Source organism: Klebsiella michiganensis, from assembly GCF_002925905.1.
GTDB classification, from domain to species: domain Bacteria; phylum Pseudomonadota; class Gammaproteobacteria; order Enterobacterales; family Enterobacteriaceae; genus Klebsiella; species Klebsiella michiganensis.
Genome location: NZ_PRDB01000001.1, coordinates 1,162,931 through 1,178,870 on the forward strand (window position 1 = coordinate 1,162,931; position 15,940 = coordinate 1,178,870).

The window sequence follows — 15,940 nt, forward strand, 5'->3', positions numbered from 1 at the left end:
CCCATCCTTAGAACAGGATATTTTTGACGTGTTCAACCGGCATTTCTTTGCCCGTCCAGATTTCAAAAGCGCGCGCGCCTTGCCAGAGCATCATCCCCAGACCGTTGATGGTGCGGCAGCCTTTTTTCTCGGCCACTTCCAGCAGATAAGTTTTGCGCGGGTTATAGACCACGTCAGAAACGATCAGATCCGGGCGCAGGAAGCTGTCATCAGGCAGCAGCATCTGGCCTTCAAACGGTTTCATACCCACGCCGGTGGCGTTGGTCAGAATGACGCTGCTGTCGATTTCCGCGCGCAGTTTGTCATGATCGTCCAGATCGAACAGGTGGATCTCGCAGTTGGTGTTGTTACGGATTTTGGCGACGGTCTGTTCTGCATTGGCGAAGAACTTATCTTTGCGGTTAAAGATGGAGATCGCTTTGACGCCATCGAGCGCGGCCTGAACGCAGAGCGCGGTTGCCGCGCCGCCTGCGCCCAGAACGGTCATTTTTTTGCCGATGATATCAATGCCCTCTTCTTTGAGCGCGCGCATATAGCCGGTGCCATCGGTAATGTGGCCGGTCAGTACGCCATTGTCGTTCACCACGGTATTCACCGCGCCAACCAGTTCTGCCGCCGGCGAGAGCTTGTCCAGATACTGGCAAATCTCCGTTTTGTTCGGCATGGAGACGTTACAGCCGCGCAGTTTTAACGCGCGAAAGCCCTGTACCACGTCTTTCAGCTCTTCGTTACCGACTTCGAACGCCAGGTAAACATAGTCCAGCCCCAGATGAGCAAAAGCTTCGTTATGCATGGTTGGCGACATGCTGTGGCGAATCGGAGTCGCAATCAGGCCAATCAGCTCGGTATGTCCGGTAATACGTTCTGCCATGATAAAATCCTCAATATGTTAGAAATGGAATTTTTGTCGATTCGCGGTTGCCGAGAGCCCCCATATCTTCGAGGGTGTCCAGCACGTTGCGCCCTTCGCGCACGCCATCAATGATTCGCCGGGCCATCAGGCTGTCGCCGATGTTCATTATTTTTACGTTATTGGCTCTGGCCCATTGTTCAATCTCAGTGAGACCGGCGGTGTTGGCGCACATTCCCAGGCAGACGAAGCCGTAATCGAAAGGAATGTCGAAGGTGCCATCCGCATTTTTAACGGTGAAATGCTTCGGGGTGACGGCAACCAGCTGCGTGCGCATGTGCTGTTCCACGTGATGTTCATCCAGCATGGTCAACATGGCGTTTTTGGTAATGATGTCCAGATCGCGACCCGGCGCGTCCTGCATCTCGATAAGCACGGCGCTGGCACCGCGCGCGGAGAAGTACTCGATGACGTCCAGACCCACGGCGCCTGCGCCGACGACGGCGATGCGTTTACCTGTAGCATCGGCAAACTGGTCCAGATGATGAATCATGTTGGTAATGGAGAAGACGTTCCCGCCTTCGACATCGATGTTCTCGCGCAGTCCTTCAATGGGCGGCAGCAGGGGCACTGAACCGGTGGCGTTGACGATTAAATCCGGGCGAAGAGCGGAAACGGACGCCACGGTGGCGCGTCTGCCGACCTGCAGCATCAGGTTATCGAGCGAGGCGATACGGTTTTTCATAAACTGCGGAAAATCAGCGATACGCTTTTTCTCCGGCAGCAGGGAGATCTCGCTGGCCAGTCCGCCGATGCTGTGCTTCTCTTCCAGCAGCCAGGTATGGCAGCCGACTTCAGCCGCGGTGCAGGCCGCTTCCATTCCCGCCGTACCCGCGCCGATGACCACGACGTTGGTATCGCGGATCACGCGCTGCTGCTTATACGCGTCGCCGTGGATGATATCCGGGTTGATCGAGCAGCGAAGAGGGCGGGAGCGGGCGATGCGGTGATCCGCGCAGCCAATGTTGCAGGAGATGCATTTCCGCATCAAACGTTCGTTGCCGCTTTGAACTTTTTGCACCCACTCCGGCTCGGCGATCAGGCCGCGGCCAATGGCAATCAGGTCGGCATCGCCGCTGGCGATAATATCTTCGGCGACTTTCGGGGTACGGATGTTGCCGGCAATCACCGTGGGCTTGTGGAATTTGTCGCGTACCGCGCGAGAGAGATAGCGCTTCCAGCCATCTTCCAGAGACATCTGGTCAATCTGGAAATTGAGGTTGTCGTTTTGCGCGGCGGAGACGTTGATAATATCCACTTTTTCCTGGCACAGTTCGAGGATCCGCAAGGAGTCTTCGAGCGTATTTCCACCTTTCAGAAAGTCATCGGCGCTAATACGCAGGCTGACCGGAAAACGCGGGCCTACGCAGGCCCGTACCTTATCGACGATTAGGGTTAATATTCTGGCGCGATTCTCTACGCTGCCGCCAAATTCATCGGTGCGCTTATTAAACAGCGGTGATAAAAACTGGCTAATTAAATAAGAGTGGCCGGCGTGAATTTCCACGCAGTCGAATCCAGCGCGGCGAACGCGCTCCGCCGCGTCACCAAATTTATCGACGGCATGATATATCTCATCGTGCGTCATCGGGCGGGGGATATTCCCGTTCTTTTTGGACGGCGTGCTGGAAGAAGACAGCGGCATTTCGCCGTTCAGGCGATACGCATAGGCCGACGCGCCGGCGTGGTTTAATTGAATACTGACGCAGGCACCGTGTTTATGTAAGGTTTCGGTTAATTTGAACAGGCGCGGAATATATTGATCGTTATCGATACGCAGCTGCGTAGTGCCGTTAGAGGCGAAAGGAAAATCGATGCAAATATTCTCGATAGTGATGAGTCCTGTGCCGCCCCGCGCGCGTAGCTCATAGTAGTCAATCTGCTCCTGCGTGACTTCCCCGTTCAGGCTCGCCAGGTTAGTGCCCATTGGCGGCATGATGATGCGGTTTTTTATTGTCATTCCGTTAATGGTCAACGGGGAAAAAAGATGGGGATAGTGGCTCATATGCTCTCTCCACTGGATGCCTGATAGCCTTTTACGGCGATTCTGGCCTGTCCAAAGTTAATATTTCTCTGTGGGGAAAGATAACGAGGCGTTTAATAGAAAAATAATGCTTTTTTTTGCGCGGAGCTATAGCGTGATTCTATGGGATTAACAATTTATTTACACATTAGTGTTTTTACCTTAAATATTTCAATCGATTTTTTACTTGTACTTGTGGAATGACACAAAAAGAGTAGGGGAATGATTGAATAGATGCCCAATTGATAATGATTTATTTTTATCGCGGCGAAAATGTCGCCCCGTTATAGCGACGAATATTGATATATGTGCGCCAGATCTCATTTTTACCGGCGAAAAAAAAGCCCGGATCGCGGTCCGGGCTGAGATATACATGGCGGCTGCCTTAATTCATAAAGGCCGGCTGTTTTTTCTCATAGGCTGAGATCGCCTCTTCATGCTGCAAAGTCAGGCCGATGCTGTCCAGACCGTTCAGCATGCAGTGGCGGCGGAAAGCGTCAATTTTAAAGCTGTAAGATTTATCGCCTGCTTTAACCACTTCGGCTTCCAGATCGACTTCAAACTTAATGCCCGGCTGAGAGTGGACCAGCTTAAACAGCTCATCGACCTGCGCTTCGCTCAGGGTGACCGGCAGCAGCTGATTGTTAAAGCTGTTGCCGTAGAAGATATCGGCGAAGCTCGGCGCGATGACGACTTTAAAACCGTAATCGGTCAGCGCCCACGGCGCGTGCTCGCGCGAAGAGCCGCAGCCGAAGTTTTCCCGCGCCAGCAGGATAGAGGCGCCTTTATATTCCGGGAAGTTCAGCACGAATTCCGGGTTAGGCTGTTCGCCTTTGTCGTCCAGGAAGCGCCAGTCGTTAAACAGATGGGCGCCAAAACCGGTACGCGTGACTTTCTGCAGGAACTGCTTTGGAATGATTGCATCGGTATCGACGTTCGCGGCGTCCAGCGGAACCACCAGGCCGGTATGTTGGGTAAATTTCTCTGCCATGATGGTTTCCTTATTTCAAGCTACGGATATCGGCGAAATGACCGGTAACGGCCGCCGCGGCTGCCATGGCCGGGCTGACCAGGTGAGTACGCCCGCCGCGGCCCTGACGGCCTTCAAAGTTACGGTTGCTGGTGGAGGCGCAGCGCTCGCCCGGGTTCAGGCGGTCGTTGTTCATCGCCAGGCACATGGAGCAGCCGGGTAAACGCCACTCAAAACCGGCTTCAATAAAGATTTTATCCAGGCCTTCGGCTTCGGCCTGCGCTTTTACCGGACCAGAGCCTGGCACGACCAGCGCCTGAACGCCCGGCGCGACTTTGCGGCCTTTAGCGATTTCGGCCGCCGCGCGTAAGTCTTCGATACGCGAGTTGGTGCAGGAGCCGATAAAGACTTTATCAATCGCCACGTCGGTTAACGGTACGCCAGATTTCAGGCCCATATAGGCCAGCGCTTTTTCCGCGCTCGCGCGCTCTACCGGGTCGGTGAATGATGCCGGGTCCGGGATGATATCGGTGACGGAGATGACCTGGCCTGGGTTGGTGCCCCAGGTGACCTGCGGGGCAATCTCTTCCGCCTGCAGGGTGACAACGCTGTCAAAGGTCGCGCCATCATCGGTGGTCAGGGTTTTCCAGTAAGCGACGGCGTCGGCAAAATCTTCGCCTTTCGGCGCGTGCAGGCGGCCTTTCACGTAATCAAATGTGGTCTGGTCAGGCGCCACCAGGCCTGCTTTTGCGCCCATTTCGATAGCCATATTGCACAGGGTCATGCGGCCTTCCATGCTTAAATCGCGAATGGCTTCGCCGCAAAATTCAACAACGTGCCCGGTACCGCCGGCGCTGCCGGTTTTACCGATGATCGCCAGAACGATGTCTTTGGCGGTGATGCCCGGAGCCGCTTTACCTTTGACTTCGATCTTCATGGTTTTAGCGCGGCCCTGCTTCAGCGTTTGCGTAGCCAGGACGTGCTCGACTTCAGAGGTGCCGATACCGAAGGCCAGCGCGCCGAATGCACCATGGGTTGCCGTGTGTGAGTCGCCGCAGACGATGGTCATACCCGGCAGGGTGACGCCCTGTTCCGGCCCCATCACGTGGACGATGCCCTGGAAAGGGTGGTTCAGATCGTACAGTTCCACGCCGAACTCTTTGCAGTTTTTAATTAACTCCTGCATCTGGATACGCGCCATTTCGCCGGACGCGTTAATGTCTTTCGTCTGCGTTGAAACGTTGTGATCCATCGTGGCGAAGGTTTTGCCCGGCTGACGTACCGGGCGTTTGTGGGCGCGCAGACCGTCAAACGCCTGCGGCGAGGTCACTTCGTGAACCAGATGACGGTCAATGTACAGCAGCGGGGTTTCGTTTTGCGCTTCATAAACCACGTGAGCATCAAACAACTTTTCGTATAACGTCTTCGCCATGATTACACCCCTTCAGCGACATAGCGGGCAATGATATCGCCCATTTCATCGGTACTGACCGCCGTCGCGCCGCGCGCTAAATCGCCGGTGCGTACGCCTTCTTCTAATGCGCGGTTGATCGCATTTTCAATCGCGGTTGCCGCGTTATCGGCATCCAGGCTATAGCGCAGCAGCAGCGCCAGGGAGAGGATCTGCGCGATGGGGTTAGCGATGTTTTTACCGGCGATATCCGGCGCGGAGCCGCCTGCGGGTTCATATAAACCAAAGCCTTGCTCGTTGAGGCTGGCGGACGGCAGCATGCCCATTGAACCGGTAATCATGGCGCATTCGTCAGACAGGATGTCGCCGAAAAGATTGGAGCACAGCAGGACGTCAAACTGGGACGGATCTTTGATCAGTTGCATGGTGGCGTTGTCGATATACATATGCGACAGCTCAACGTCAGGATACTGCTTACTGACTTCACTAACGATTTCACGCCACAAAATAGAAGACTGCAGCACGTTCGCTTTATCAATCGAGGTCACTTTGTGGCGACGCTTGCGGGCGGACTCGAACGCAATATGGGCGATACGCTCAATCTCAAAGCGATGATACACCTCGGTATCGAACGCTTTCTCATGCTGGCCGCTGCCTTCACGGCCTTTCGGCTGGCCGAAGTAAATGCCGCCGGTCAGTTCGCGGACGCATAAAATGTCGAAGCCGTTAGCGGCGATATCGGCGCGCAGCGGGCAAAACTCTTCCAGGCCCTGGTACAGCTTAGCCGGGCGCAGGTTGCTGAATAATTTGAAATGCTTACGCAGGGGCAGCAGCGCGCCGCGCTCCGGCTGCTCCGCGGGCGGCAGGTGCTCCCATTTCGGTCCGCCAACGGAGCCAAACAGGATCGCGTCGGCCTGTTCGCAGCCTTCGACGGTAGTCTGCGGCAGGGGAGTGCCCTGACGATCGATGGCGACACCGCCGACGTCGTGCTGGCTGGTGGTAATGCGCATATCAAAACGGTGGCGAACGGCTTCCAGTACTTTCATCGCCTGGTTCATGACTTCCGGGCCAATACCATCACCTGGTAAAACAGCAATATGGTAATTCTTCGACATTACACGGTTTCCTTATTGTTCTCTTTATTCTGAGCTTTGCGTTGCAATTCTTTTTCGACTTCAGCGGCGCGCCAGATATTGTTCAGGACGTGAACCATGGCTTTCGCGGAAGATTCCACGATATCCGTCGCCAGACCCACGCCGTGGAAGCGGCGGCCGTTGTAGTTCGCCACGATGTCCACCTGGCCCAGCGCATCCTTACCCTGACCCTTGGCGTTGAGGTCATATTTGACCAGCTCAATCTCATAGCCGGTGATGCGGTTAATGGCCTGATAAATGGCGTCCACCGGGCCGTTACCGTTGGCGGCCTCAGCTTTTGTTTCATCACCGCATGCCAGCTTCACGGAGGCGGTTGCGATATCGCTGGAGCCGGACTGCACGCTGAAGTAATCCAGGCGGAAATGCTCCGGTTCTTCCTGCTGTTTATTAATGAAGGCTAACGCTTCCAGGTCATAGTCAAATACCTGGCCCTTTTTATCCGCCAGCTTGAGGAACGCGTCATACAGATGGTCCATGTTGTAGTCGGTGTCTTTATAGCCCATCTCTTCCATACGGTGTTTCACCGCCGCGCGGCCGGAGCGTGAGGTCAGGTTCAGCTGCACCTGGTTCAGGCCGATAGATTCCGGCGTCATGATTTCGTAGTTTTCGCGATTCTTCAGCACGCCGTCCTGGTGAATACCGGAAGAGTGGGCAAAGGCGCCGGTTCCGACGATAGCTTTGTTGGCAGGGATCGGCATATTGCAAATCTGGCTGACGGTCTGGCTGGTACGCCAGATTTCCTGGTGATTAATGCGGGTGTGCACATTCATAATGTCTTTGCGCACTTTAATCGCCATGATCACTTCTTCCAGCGAGCAGTTGCCGGCGCGTTCGCCGATACCGTTCATCGCGCCTTCAACCTGGCGAGCGCCGGCGTGGACCGCTGCGAGGGCGTTACCGACCGCGATGCCTAAGTCGTCATGGGTATGGACGGAGATAATGGCCTTGTCGATGTTAGGCACGCGTTCGTACAAACCGGTGATGATGTTGGCGAATTCGAACGGCATGGTGTAGCCGACGGTATCCGGAATATTGATGGTCGTTGCGCCTGCATTAATCGCGGCTTCAACGACGCGAGCCAGATCGGCAATCGGCGTACGGCCAGCGTCTTCACAGGAAAACTCGACATCGTCAGTGTAGTTGCGTGCGCGCTTCACCATATAGATGGCACGTTCAATAACCTCATCCAGGTTACTGCGCAGCTTGGTGGCGATATGCATCGGCGAGGTGGCGATAAAAGTGTGAATACGGAACGCTTCCGCCACTTTTAATGATTCTGCTGCAACATCGATATCTTTTTCTACGCAGCGGGCCAGGGCGCAAACGCGGCTGTTTTTGATCGTGCGCGCGATGGTTTGCACGGATTCAAAGTCGCCTGGAGACGAGACTGGGAAGCCCACTTCCATGACGTCAACGCCCATCCGCTCCAGGGCCATAGCAATCTGCAGTTTCTCTTTCACACTCAGGCTGGCTTGTAACGCTTGTTCACCGTCGCGTAAGGTCGTATCGAAAATAATGACTTGCTGGCTCATGGTTTAGATCCTTGGTCTGTGTCCTGGCGCCTTGCTTACGAGCATAAAAAAACCCGCGCATTGGCGCGGGTTTTATAGTCTTGCTGGAAGATGACTTAACGATGAACGTCGCCCAACAGCCTACCGCGCAAAATGGATGCGTTTAGTAGTAGTAGGCTGAGAAAGCGAATGCTGCGAATCATTGCGTCATGCTCCAGATGAAATCGTTATGCATTTAGAGTTACTGGATATGGGGTTTGATGTCAACCCTTGGGTGAAGAAAAGGTCTTTTTACCCGCGAGAAGAATTAGCTAATTGTGCTGACGATCGCGCTTTTTTGCCGATGATCCTTTTTAGGACATCAGCGCATGTTGAGATATTTTCACTATTTGATAATTTTGATTTTCGTTGAGAGCCGCAAGGATAGCGCGCCTGGCCAGAATCATATCTTAATGAAATAGCTGAATTTATTTGTTTGCTGAATGTGTCCATGTTTGTAAGGGGGAATTATCAATGATAATAAAATGTGAATGTTAAGGGCAGCTTAAACCGATATTGTAATAGTGCTTAAATTATAGTTAACCGCTGCTGTTATTGTTTATTTTTGATATTTATGGGTACACTTGGTTTTATCAAGTAAACAATATGGTTAGGGGGTTGCGAGTACGTTCAACCGCAGAATTTTCGTCGCCACTCATAACCTTAATATATTCCTAAAATTCATCTTTGCCCTTTTGTAAATGTCATATGCATGGTAAATGATATTTTCAGAATTAATTACTGCACTTTGGCAAAGGGAATTTAGCGTGACAGTGGAGTTAAATATGTTAAAAGAAAATACTGAATATAAGCCGGACTCAGAGGTGGAAAACGCAAAACCTCAGCTGAGAATGGTCGACCTGAATCTGTTAACCGTATTTGATGCGGTAATGCAGGAACAAAATATCACCCGTGCGGCACATTCCCTGGGGATGTCGCAGCCGGCGGTCAGCAATGCCGTATCAAGACTGAAAGTGATGTTTAATGATGAGCTGTTTGTTCGTTATGGGCGCGGCATCCAGCCAACGGCGCGTGCTTATCAGCTATTTGGTTCTGTACGACAGGCATTACAATTAGTGCAGAACGAGTTGCCGGGCTCGGGCTTCGAGCCGCTCAGCAGCGAGCGGGTCTTTAATTTATGCGTTTGCAGCCCGCTGGATAATGCATTGACTTCGGTTATTTTCAATAAAGTTGGCGAGATTGCGCCCAACATTCATTTGGTCTTTAAATCGGCATTGAATCAAAACACGGAACATCAATTACGTTATCAGGAAATTGAATTCGTTATTGGTTATGAAGAGTTTCGTCGCCCTGAGTTTGCCTGCGTGCCTTTATTTAAAGATGAAATGGTGCTGGTGGCGAGCCGGAAACATCCGCGTATTTCTGGCCCAATGATGGAAAATGATATTTATCAGGAGGAGCACGCGGTTGTCGCTCTCGATCGCTACGCTTCATTTAGCCAGCCGTGGTATGACACCGCGGATAAACAATCGCGTATTGCTTATCAAGGTAACGCGATGGTCAGCGTATTAAATGTGGTTTCCCAGACCAATATGGTTGCTATCGCACCGCGCTGGTTAGCCAGCGAGTTTGCCGATAAGCTGGATTTGCAAATATTACCGTTGCCGCTGAAAGTGAATAGCCGTACCTGCTATCTTTCATGGCATGAAGCGGCGGGCCGTGATAAAGGGCATCAGTGGATGGAAGAATTGCTGGTCAATATCTGCCAGCGCTAAACGGTCGCGATACAAACGGGGGCTTCGGCTCCTGCTTTGTGTGACAAAAATTACTAAACGTAGAATTTTATTCTGTTTGCGCTTGTCCGCCCCCGGCGCTGCCCGTTAAAAAATGGATGATTTGCTGTAGTTGGTTATTTTCCCCGAGCATTGACTATCATATTTTCTTATCTCCGAAGTTTTTCACCGTGTTTTAGCTGCGAACCTTTCTTTTATCCTTTTAATGCCTCTTAGGTGCCGACGGTCGCCAATTGCCTGCCCGTTAGCGAGCAGTTATGGTAACGGCATGCAGTCTATTCACCTCAGGACGAAGCTTTTGCGCTTCGTCTTGTGCGAGCGCGCGGAAATCGGATTCCGCTGTCGTTAAAAACTATAAGCCGGGAGGCAAACCATGGAGATGTTGTCAGGAGCCGAAATGGTCGTCCAGTCGCTGGTCGATCAGGGCGTCAAGCAGGTGTTCGGTTATCCCGGGGGCGCGGTCCTCGATATCTATGATGCGTTACATACCCTTGGCGGAATCGATCACGTACTGGTCCGCCATGAGCAAGCTGCCGTGCATATGGCGGATGGCCTTGCGCGCGCAACGGGCGAGGTCGGGGTAGTCCTGGTGACCTCGGGTCCGGGGGCGACTAACGCGATTACCGGCATTGCGACGGCTTATATGGATTCCATTCCGCTGGTGATTCTTTCCGGTCAGGTCGCGACGTCCTTAATTGGCTACGATGCTTTCCAGGAGTGCGACATGGTGGGGATCTCCCGACCGGTGGTAAAACACAGCTTTCTGGTTAAGCAAACCGAAGATATTCCCGGCGTGCTGAAAAAAGCGTTCTGGCTGGCGGCCAGCGGGCGTCCCGGCCCGGTCGTCGTGGATCTACCGAAAGATATTCTCAATCCGGCGAAAAAACTGCCGTACGCCTGGCCAGATACGGTCAGCATGCGCTCTTATAATCCGACGACGTCGGGTCATAAAGGGCAGATTAAACGTGCGCTGCAGACGCTGGTGGCGGCCAAAAAACCGGTGGTTTACGTCGGTGGCGGGGCAATAAACGCGCAGTGTGAACCGCAGCTATTTGCGCTGGTTGAGAAACTGAAGCTGCCGGTGGCGTCTTCGCTGATGGGGCTGGGCGCCTTCCCTGCCTCGCACCAGCAGGCGTTAGGGATGCTGGGCATGCATGGGACCTATGAAGCCAATATGACCATGCACCATTCCGACGTGATTTTCGCCGTTGGCGTGCGCTTCGACGATCGTACAACGAATAATCTGGCCAGGTACTGTCCGAACGCGACGGTGCTGCATATTGATATCGATCCCACTTCGATATCCAAGACCGTTCCTGCCGACGTGCCTATCGTTGGCGACGCCCGCCTGGTACTGGAACAGATGCTGGAACTGCTCGACCATGAAGAGACTCAGCAGCCGCTGGATGAAATCCGCGACTGGTGGCAGCAGATTGAGCAGTGGCGCGCGCGTCATTGCCTGCAGTACGACACGCAAAGCGGCAAGATTAAACCGCAGGCGGTAATTGAGACCATCTGGCGGCTGACGCACGGCGATGCGTACGTGACGTCCGATGTGGGTCAGCATCAGATGTTCGCGGCGCTTTATTATCCTTTCGACAAACCGCGGCGCTGGATCAACTCAGGTGGTCTGGGAACGATGGGATTTGGCCTTCCCGCCGCGCTGGGCGTGAAGATGGCGCTGCCGGAAGAAACGGTGATTTGCGTGACCGGCGATGGCAGCATCCAGATGAATATTCAGGAGCTCTCCACCGCGCTGCAGTACGAGCTGCCGGTGCTGGTGCTGAACCTCAATAACCGCTACCTCGGGATGGTGAAGCAGTGGCAGGATATGCTTTACTCTGGCCGTCATTCACAATCCTATATGGAGTCATTGCCTGATTTTGCTCGCGTCGCGGAAGCCTACGGCCACGTGGGGATTCGTATCAGCGACCCGCAGGAGCTGGAAGCGAAGCTCGCTGAGGCGCTGGAGCAGGTGCGTAATAATCGACTGGTTTTCGTTGATGTAACGGTTGACGGCAGTGAGCATGTATACCCCATGCAGATTCGCGGCGGCGGTATGGACGAGATGTGGCTGAGCAAAACGGAGAGGACCTGATTATGCGCCGGATATTATCAGTATTACTGGAGAACGAATCGGGCGCGCTATCCCGCGTGATCGGCCTCTTTTCACAGCGCGGTTATAATATTGAAAGCCTGACGGTTGCGCCGACGGACGATCCGACGTTATCCAGAATGACGATTCAAACCGTTGGCGATGAGAAAGCGATTGAGCAGATAGAAAAGCAGCTGCACAAGCTGGTAGACGTGCTGCGCGTTAACGAGCTCGGACAAGGCGCGCACGTTGAGCGTGAAATTATGCTGGTGAAGGTCCAGGCCAGCGGCTATGGACGCGATGAGGTCAAGCGCAATACGGAAATCTTCCGTGGGCAAATTATCGACGTCACGCCGTCTATCTATACCGTTCAGCTGGCGGGAACCAGCGATAAGCTGGATGCGTTTTTGGCTTCGCTGCGCGACGTGGCGCGAATTGTTGAAGTCGCCCGCTCGGGCGTAGTCGGATTGTCGCGCGGCGACAAAATCATGCGCTGAGCCGCTTAAACCGACGTAAAAATAGCCCGACACAGCCTGTCGGGCTATTTTTTTGCGAAATCGGTGGGAACTGTGGACTAAAGCGGTTGCTGCGCTTACTTTTCTGCGCTTAGATGTTATAAAAACGAATCCATACCTGAAGAATGGTTATGTTCTGTACTTATTACCCAAGGGGCAATTGTGAAACTGGATGAAATCGCCCGGCTGGCCGGTGTCTCGCGAACGACCGCTAGCTATGTGATTAATGGGAAAGCGAAGCAGTATCGCGTTAGCGATAAAACTGTTGAAAAGGTGATGGCGGTGGTTCGTGAGCACAACTATCATCCGAATGCGGTTGCTGCAGGCTTGCGTGCAGGACGTACGCGGTCCATTGGTCTGGTTATCCCGGACCTGGAAAACACCAGCTATACGCGCATCGCTAATTACCTGGAGCGTCAGGCGCGCCAGCGCGGCTATCAGCTATTGATCGCCTGCTCCGAGGATCAGCCGGATAACGAAATGCGCTGCATTGAGCATCTGCTGCAGCGTCAGGTCGACGCGATAATCGTTTCCACCTCATTACCGCCTGAACATCCGTTCTATCAGCGCTGGGCTAACGATCCGTTCCCGATTGTCGCTCTCGACCGCGCGCTAGATCGAGAGCACTTCACCAGCGTGGTGGGCGCCGATCAGGACGATGCTGAAATGCTCGGTGCGGAATTGCGTAAGTTTCCGGCTGAAACGGTGCTGTACCTTGGCGCGCTGCCGGAGCTTTCGGTGAGCTTCCTGCGCGAGCAGGGATTCCGTACGGCATGGAAGGACGATCCGCGAGAGGTGCATTTCCTCTATGCAAACAGCTACGAGCGCGAAGCCGCGGCGCAGCTCTTTGAAAAGTGGCTGGAAACGCATCCAATGCCTCAGGCGCTGTTTACGACTTCGTTTCCGCTGCTGCAGGGCGTGATGGACGTCACGCTGCGCCGGGAAGGGAAGCTGCCTTCCGAGCTGGCTATTGCCACTTTTGGCGATAATGAGCTGCTGGATTTCCTCCAGTGTCCCGTTTTAGCCGTGGCCCAGCGCCACCGCGACGTGGCGGAGCGCGTGCTGGAGATCGTGCTCGCCAGCCTTGATGAACCGCGTAAGCCGAAACCAGGGTTAAGCCGTATCCGGCGCAATCTTTATCGTCGCGGCAGCCTGAATCGCCGCTAAGCGCGTGACCAGGATTATTCGTAGAGCATTCGCCAGACGGAGACGCGTCTGGCGATAATCCGCTGAGATGACGTAAAAATTGCAGGGTTAAGGATCTTTCAGACAAATCCTTAATCTTCCTGACATCTCTTTTAATTTTATTCTTCGTGCCATTTATTCCACGGTTTAATTAGCCCATAAAAGGATTAGCGTATTTATTTGTATTATTTTGTTACATTCAGCGGGTGAGTTGCTGAATTAACACTCATTTCCTCGCTATTATGGTAGCGATAAGCGCTGTACCCCGCAGTAAGAGTGCCTCTCCTGTGAAAACTGGTGCTGTTAACGGTCATCAGAATGGCCTAAAATGCCGCTCGCGTCGCAAACTGACACTTTATATTTTCCCTTCGAAGATATTTTGCTGCTTTAACTGTTACAAGTTTGTTGGTTGTTTTCTTACCGATATTCATAACGTTAATTTGCCTCGTTTGTTGGTTGATTTTTCCTCAGGGCGAATATCGGCTGTAAATAATGGGTTTTTGAGCTCTGTTGGCATCCGTGCTGGCTTGACAAGCTTTTCCTCCGCTCCGTAAACTCCTTCTTGTGGGAATTTGTGGGGTAAAGTGGCGAAAAGGGGTGAGGCTGGCATGTTCCGTGGGGCAACGTTAGTCAATCTCGACAGTAAAGGCCGTCTGGCCGTACCGACGCGCTACCGCGACGGGCTGATCGAGAACGCTTCCGGTCAATTGGTATGCACCATTGACATCCATCACCCGTGCCTGCTGCTTTACCCTTTGCCTGAATGGGAAATCATCGAGCAAAAATTATCGCGTTTATCGAGCATGAACCCCACCGAGCGGCGCGTACAGCGTTTGCTTCTGGGACATGCCAGCGAATGTCAGATGGATAGCGCCGGGAGGCTATTAATCGCCCCGGTGCTGCGGCAACACGCCGGGCTGACAAAAGAAGTGATGCTGGTCGGGCAGTTCAATAAGTTTGAGCTGTGGGACGAAACGACCTGGTATCAACGGGTCAAGGAAGATATCGACGCTGAGCAGTCCGCTTCCGGGGAACTGTCGGAGCGCCTGCAGGATTTGTCTTTGTAAAATGATGGAAAATTATAAACACACTACGGTACTTCTGGATGAAGCCGTTAACGGCCTGAATATTCGTCCTGACGGTATCTACATTGATGGTACCTTTGGCCGCGGCGGTCACTCGCGCCTGATTCTCTCCCAGCTGGGAGCGGAGGGACGCCTGCTGGCGATCGATCGCGACCCGCAGGCTATTGCCGTCGCGAAAACTATCGATGATCCCCGCTTTTCCATCGTTCATGGTCCTTTTTCTCAGCTGGCCGACTATGTTGGCGAGCGCAATCTAACCGGCAAGATCGACGGTATTCTGCTCGATCTTGGCGTCTCTTCACCGCAGCTGGATGACGCTGAACGTGGCTTCTCTTTTATGCGCGATGGTCCGTTGGATATGCGCATGGATCCGACGCGCGGCCAGTCAGCCGCTGAATGGCTACAAACCGCCGACGAAGCCGATATCGCCTGGGTCATCAAAACCTTCGGCGAAGAGCGCTTTGGTAAACGCATTGCCCGCGCCATCGTCGAACGCAACCGCGTCGAACCGATGACGCGTACCAAAGAGCTGGCGGAGGTCGTTGCGGCGGCGACGCCGGTGAAAGATAAATTCAAACATCCCGCGACCCGTACCTTCCAGGCGGTGCGCATTTGGGTGAACAGTGAACTGGAGGAGATAGAGCAGGCGCTAAAAAGCTCGCTCAGCGTGCTGGCCCCGGGCGGGCGGCTCTCAATCATCAGTTTCCACTCGCTGGAAGACCGTATTGTGAAGCGCTTTATGCGCGAGCAAAGCCGCGGTCCGCAGGTTCCGGCAGGGTTACCGATGACCGAAGAGCAGCTTAAAAAACTGGGCGGCCGTGAGCTAAGAGCATTAGGCAAGTTGATGCCGGGCGAAAAAGAGGTAGCTGAAAATCCTCGTGCCCGTAGTTCAGTTCTGCGTATTGCAGAGAGGACGAACGCATGATCGGCAGAGTGACAGAAGCCCTAAGCAAGGTGAAAGGGTCGATAGGAAGCAACGAGCGCCATGCTTTGCCTGGCGTGATCGGAGACGACCTTCTGCGGTTTGGGAAGCTGCCACTCTGCCTGTTCATTTGCATCATTATTACGGCGATTACGGTGGTGACAACGGCGCACCATACTCGCCTCTTAACCGCGCAGCGCGAACAGCTGGTGCTGGAACGCGACGCGCTGGATATTGAATGGCGCAACCTGATCCTCGAAGAAAATGCTCTCGGCGATCACAGTCGGGTTGAGCGGATCGCGACCGAGAAGCTTCAGATGCAGCACGTCGATCCATCACAAGAAAATATCGTTGTACAGAAATAAG

At 53.6% G+C, this 15,940-nt stretch carries 14 protein-coding genes; 7 read left to right on the forward strand and 7 right to left on the reverse strand.

Annotated elements, in window-relative coordinates:
• Positions 1-7: 7 nt before the first annotated feature.
• The 7 genes from CDA56_RS05640 to leuL form a co-directional block, all read right to left on the reverse strand.
• Positions 8-871 carry a shikimate dehydrogenase gene (locus CDA56_RS05640; RefSeq protein WP_004108154.1) on the reverse strand — a complete coding sequence of 288 codons (864 nt, stop codon included), beginning with the start codon at positions 869-871 and terminating at the stop codon, positions 8-10.
• 10 nt (positions 872-881) lie between these two features.
• Positions 882-2,915, reverse strand: coding sequence for an oxidoreductase (locus CDA56_RS05645; protein ID WP_102803125.1), 2,034 nt, complete (start codon positions 2,913-2,915; stop codon positions 882-884).
• A 403-nt stretch (positions 2,916-3,318) separates the two neighbouring features.
• On the reverse strand, positions 3,319-3,924 hold the full coding sequence (gene leuD, locus CDA56_RS05650) for a 3-isopropylmalate dehydratase small subunit (RefSeq protein WP_014227913.1): 606 nt from the start codon (positions 3,922-3,924) through the stop codon (positions 3,319-3,321).
• Between the two features lie 10 nt (positions 3,925-3,934).
• A complete protein-coding gene (gene leuC / locus CDA56_RS05655; RefSeq protein WP_046877804.1) occupies positions 3,935-5,335 on the reverse strand; it encodes a 3-isopropylmalate dehydratase large subunit in 1,401 nt (466 codons plus the stop codon).
• A 2-nt stretch (positions 5,336-5,337) separates the two neighbouring features.
• Positions 5,338-6,429 (reverse strand): 3-isopropylmalate dehydrogenase, encoded by a 1,092-nt coding sequence (leuB, locus tag CDA56_RS05660; protein WP_025106488.1) that lies wholly within the window; start codon positions 6,427-6,429, stop codon positions 5,338-5,340.
• On the reverse strand, positions 6,429-8,000 hold the full coding sequence (gene leuA, locus CDA56_RS05665; protein ID WP_004098567.1) for a 2-isopropylmalate synthase: 1,572 nt from the start codon (positions 7,998-8,000) through the stop codon (positions 6,429-6,431). Before leuA ends, leuB begins: the two co-directional genes overlap by 1 nt.
• A 95-nt stretch (positions 8,001-8,095) precedes the next feature.
• The gene (gene leuL / locus CDA56_RS31655; RefSeq protein WP_009654551.1) at positions 8,096-8,182 is read right to left on the reverse strand and encodes a leu operon leader peptide; all 87 of its coding nucleotides are present in this window, start codon (positions 8,180-8,182) and stop codon (positions 8,096-8,098) included.
• 603 nt (positions 8,183-8,785) lie between these two features.
• On the opposite strand from leuL, the gene leuO reads away from it, so the two are divergent.
• From leuO to ftsL, 7 genes are all read left to right on the forward strand, one after another.
• On the forward strand, positions 8,786-9,754 hold the full coding sequence (leuO, locus tag CDA56_RS05675) for a transcriptional regulator LeuO (RefSeq protein WP_086073947.1): 969 nt from the start codon (positions 8,786-8,788) through the stop codon (positions 9,752-9,754).
• A gap of 391 nt (positions 9,755-10,145) precedes the next feature.
• Positions 10,146-11,870 (forward strand): acetolactate synthase 3 large subunit, encoded by a 1,725-nt coding sequence (gene ilvI / locus CDA56_RS05680; RefSeq protein ID WP_025106489.1) that lies wholly within the window; start codon positions 10,146-10,148, stop codon positions 11,868-11,870.
• A gap of 2 nt (positions 11,871-11,872) precedes the next feature.
• Positions 11,873-12,364: an acetolactate synthase small subunit gene (gene ilvN / locus CDA56_RS05685; RefSeq protein ID WP_004098573.1), complete on the forward strand. Its 492-nt coding sequence runs from the start codon at positions 11,873-11,875 to the stop codon at positions 12,362-12,364.
• Between the two features lie 180 nt (positions 12,365-12,544).
• Positions 12,545-13,549, forward strand: coding sequence for a catabolite repressor/activator (gene cra, locus CDA56_RS05690; protein ID WP_004098577.1), 1,005 nt, complete (start codon positions 12,545-12,547; stop codon positions 13,547-13,549).
• Between the two features lie 626 nt (positions 13,550-14,175).
• On the forward strand, positions 14,176-14,634 hold the full coding sequence (gene mraZ, locus CDA56_RS05700; RefSeq protein ID WP_009654608.1) for a division/cell wall cluster transcriptional repressor MraZ: 459 nt from the start codon (positions 14,176-14,178) through the stop codon (positions 14,632-14,634).
• 1 nt (position 14,635) lies between these two features.
• The gene (rsmH, locus tag CDA56_RS05705) at positions 14,636-15,577 is read left to right on the forward strand and encodes a 16S rRNA (cytosine(1402)-N(4))-methyltransferase RsmH (RefSeq protein ID WP_004098579.1); all 942 of its coding nucleotides are present in this window, start codon (positions 14,636-14,638) and stop codon (positions 15,575-15,577) included.
• Positions 15,574-15,939, forward strand: a complete 366-nt coding sequence (gene ftsL, locus CDA56_RS05710; protein WP_002888550.1) for a cell division protein FtsL — start codon at positions 15,574-15,576, stop codon at positions 15,937-15,939. The genes rsmH and ftsL overlap by 4 nt, the downstream gene beginning before the upstream one ends.
• Position 15,940 lies beyond the last annotated feature (1 nt).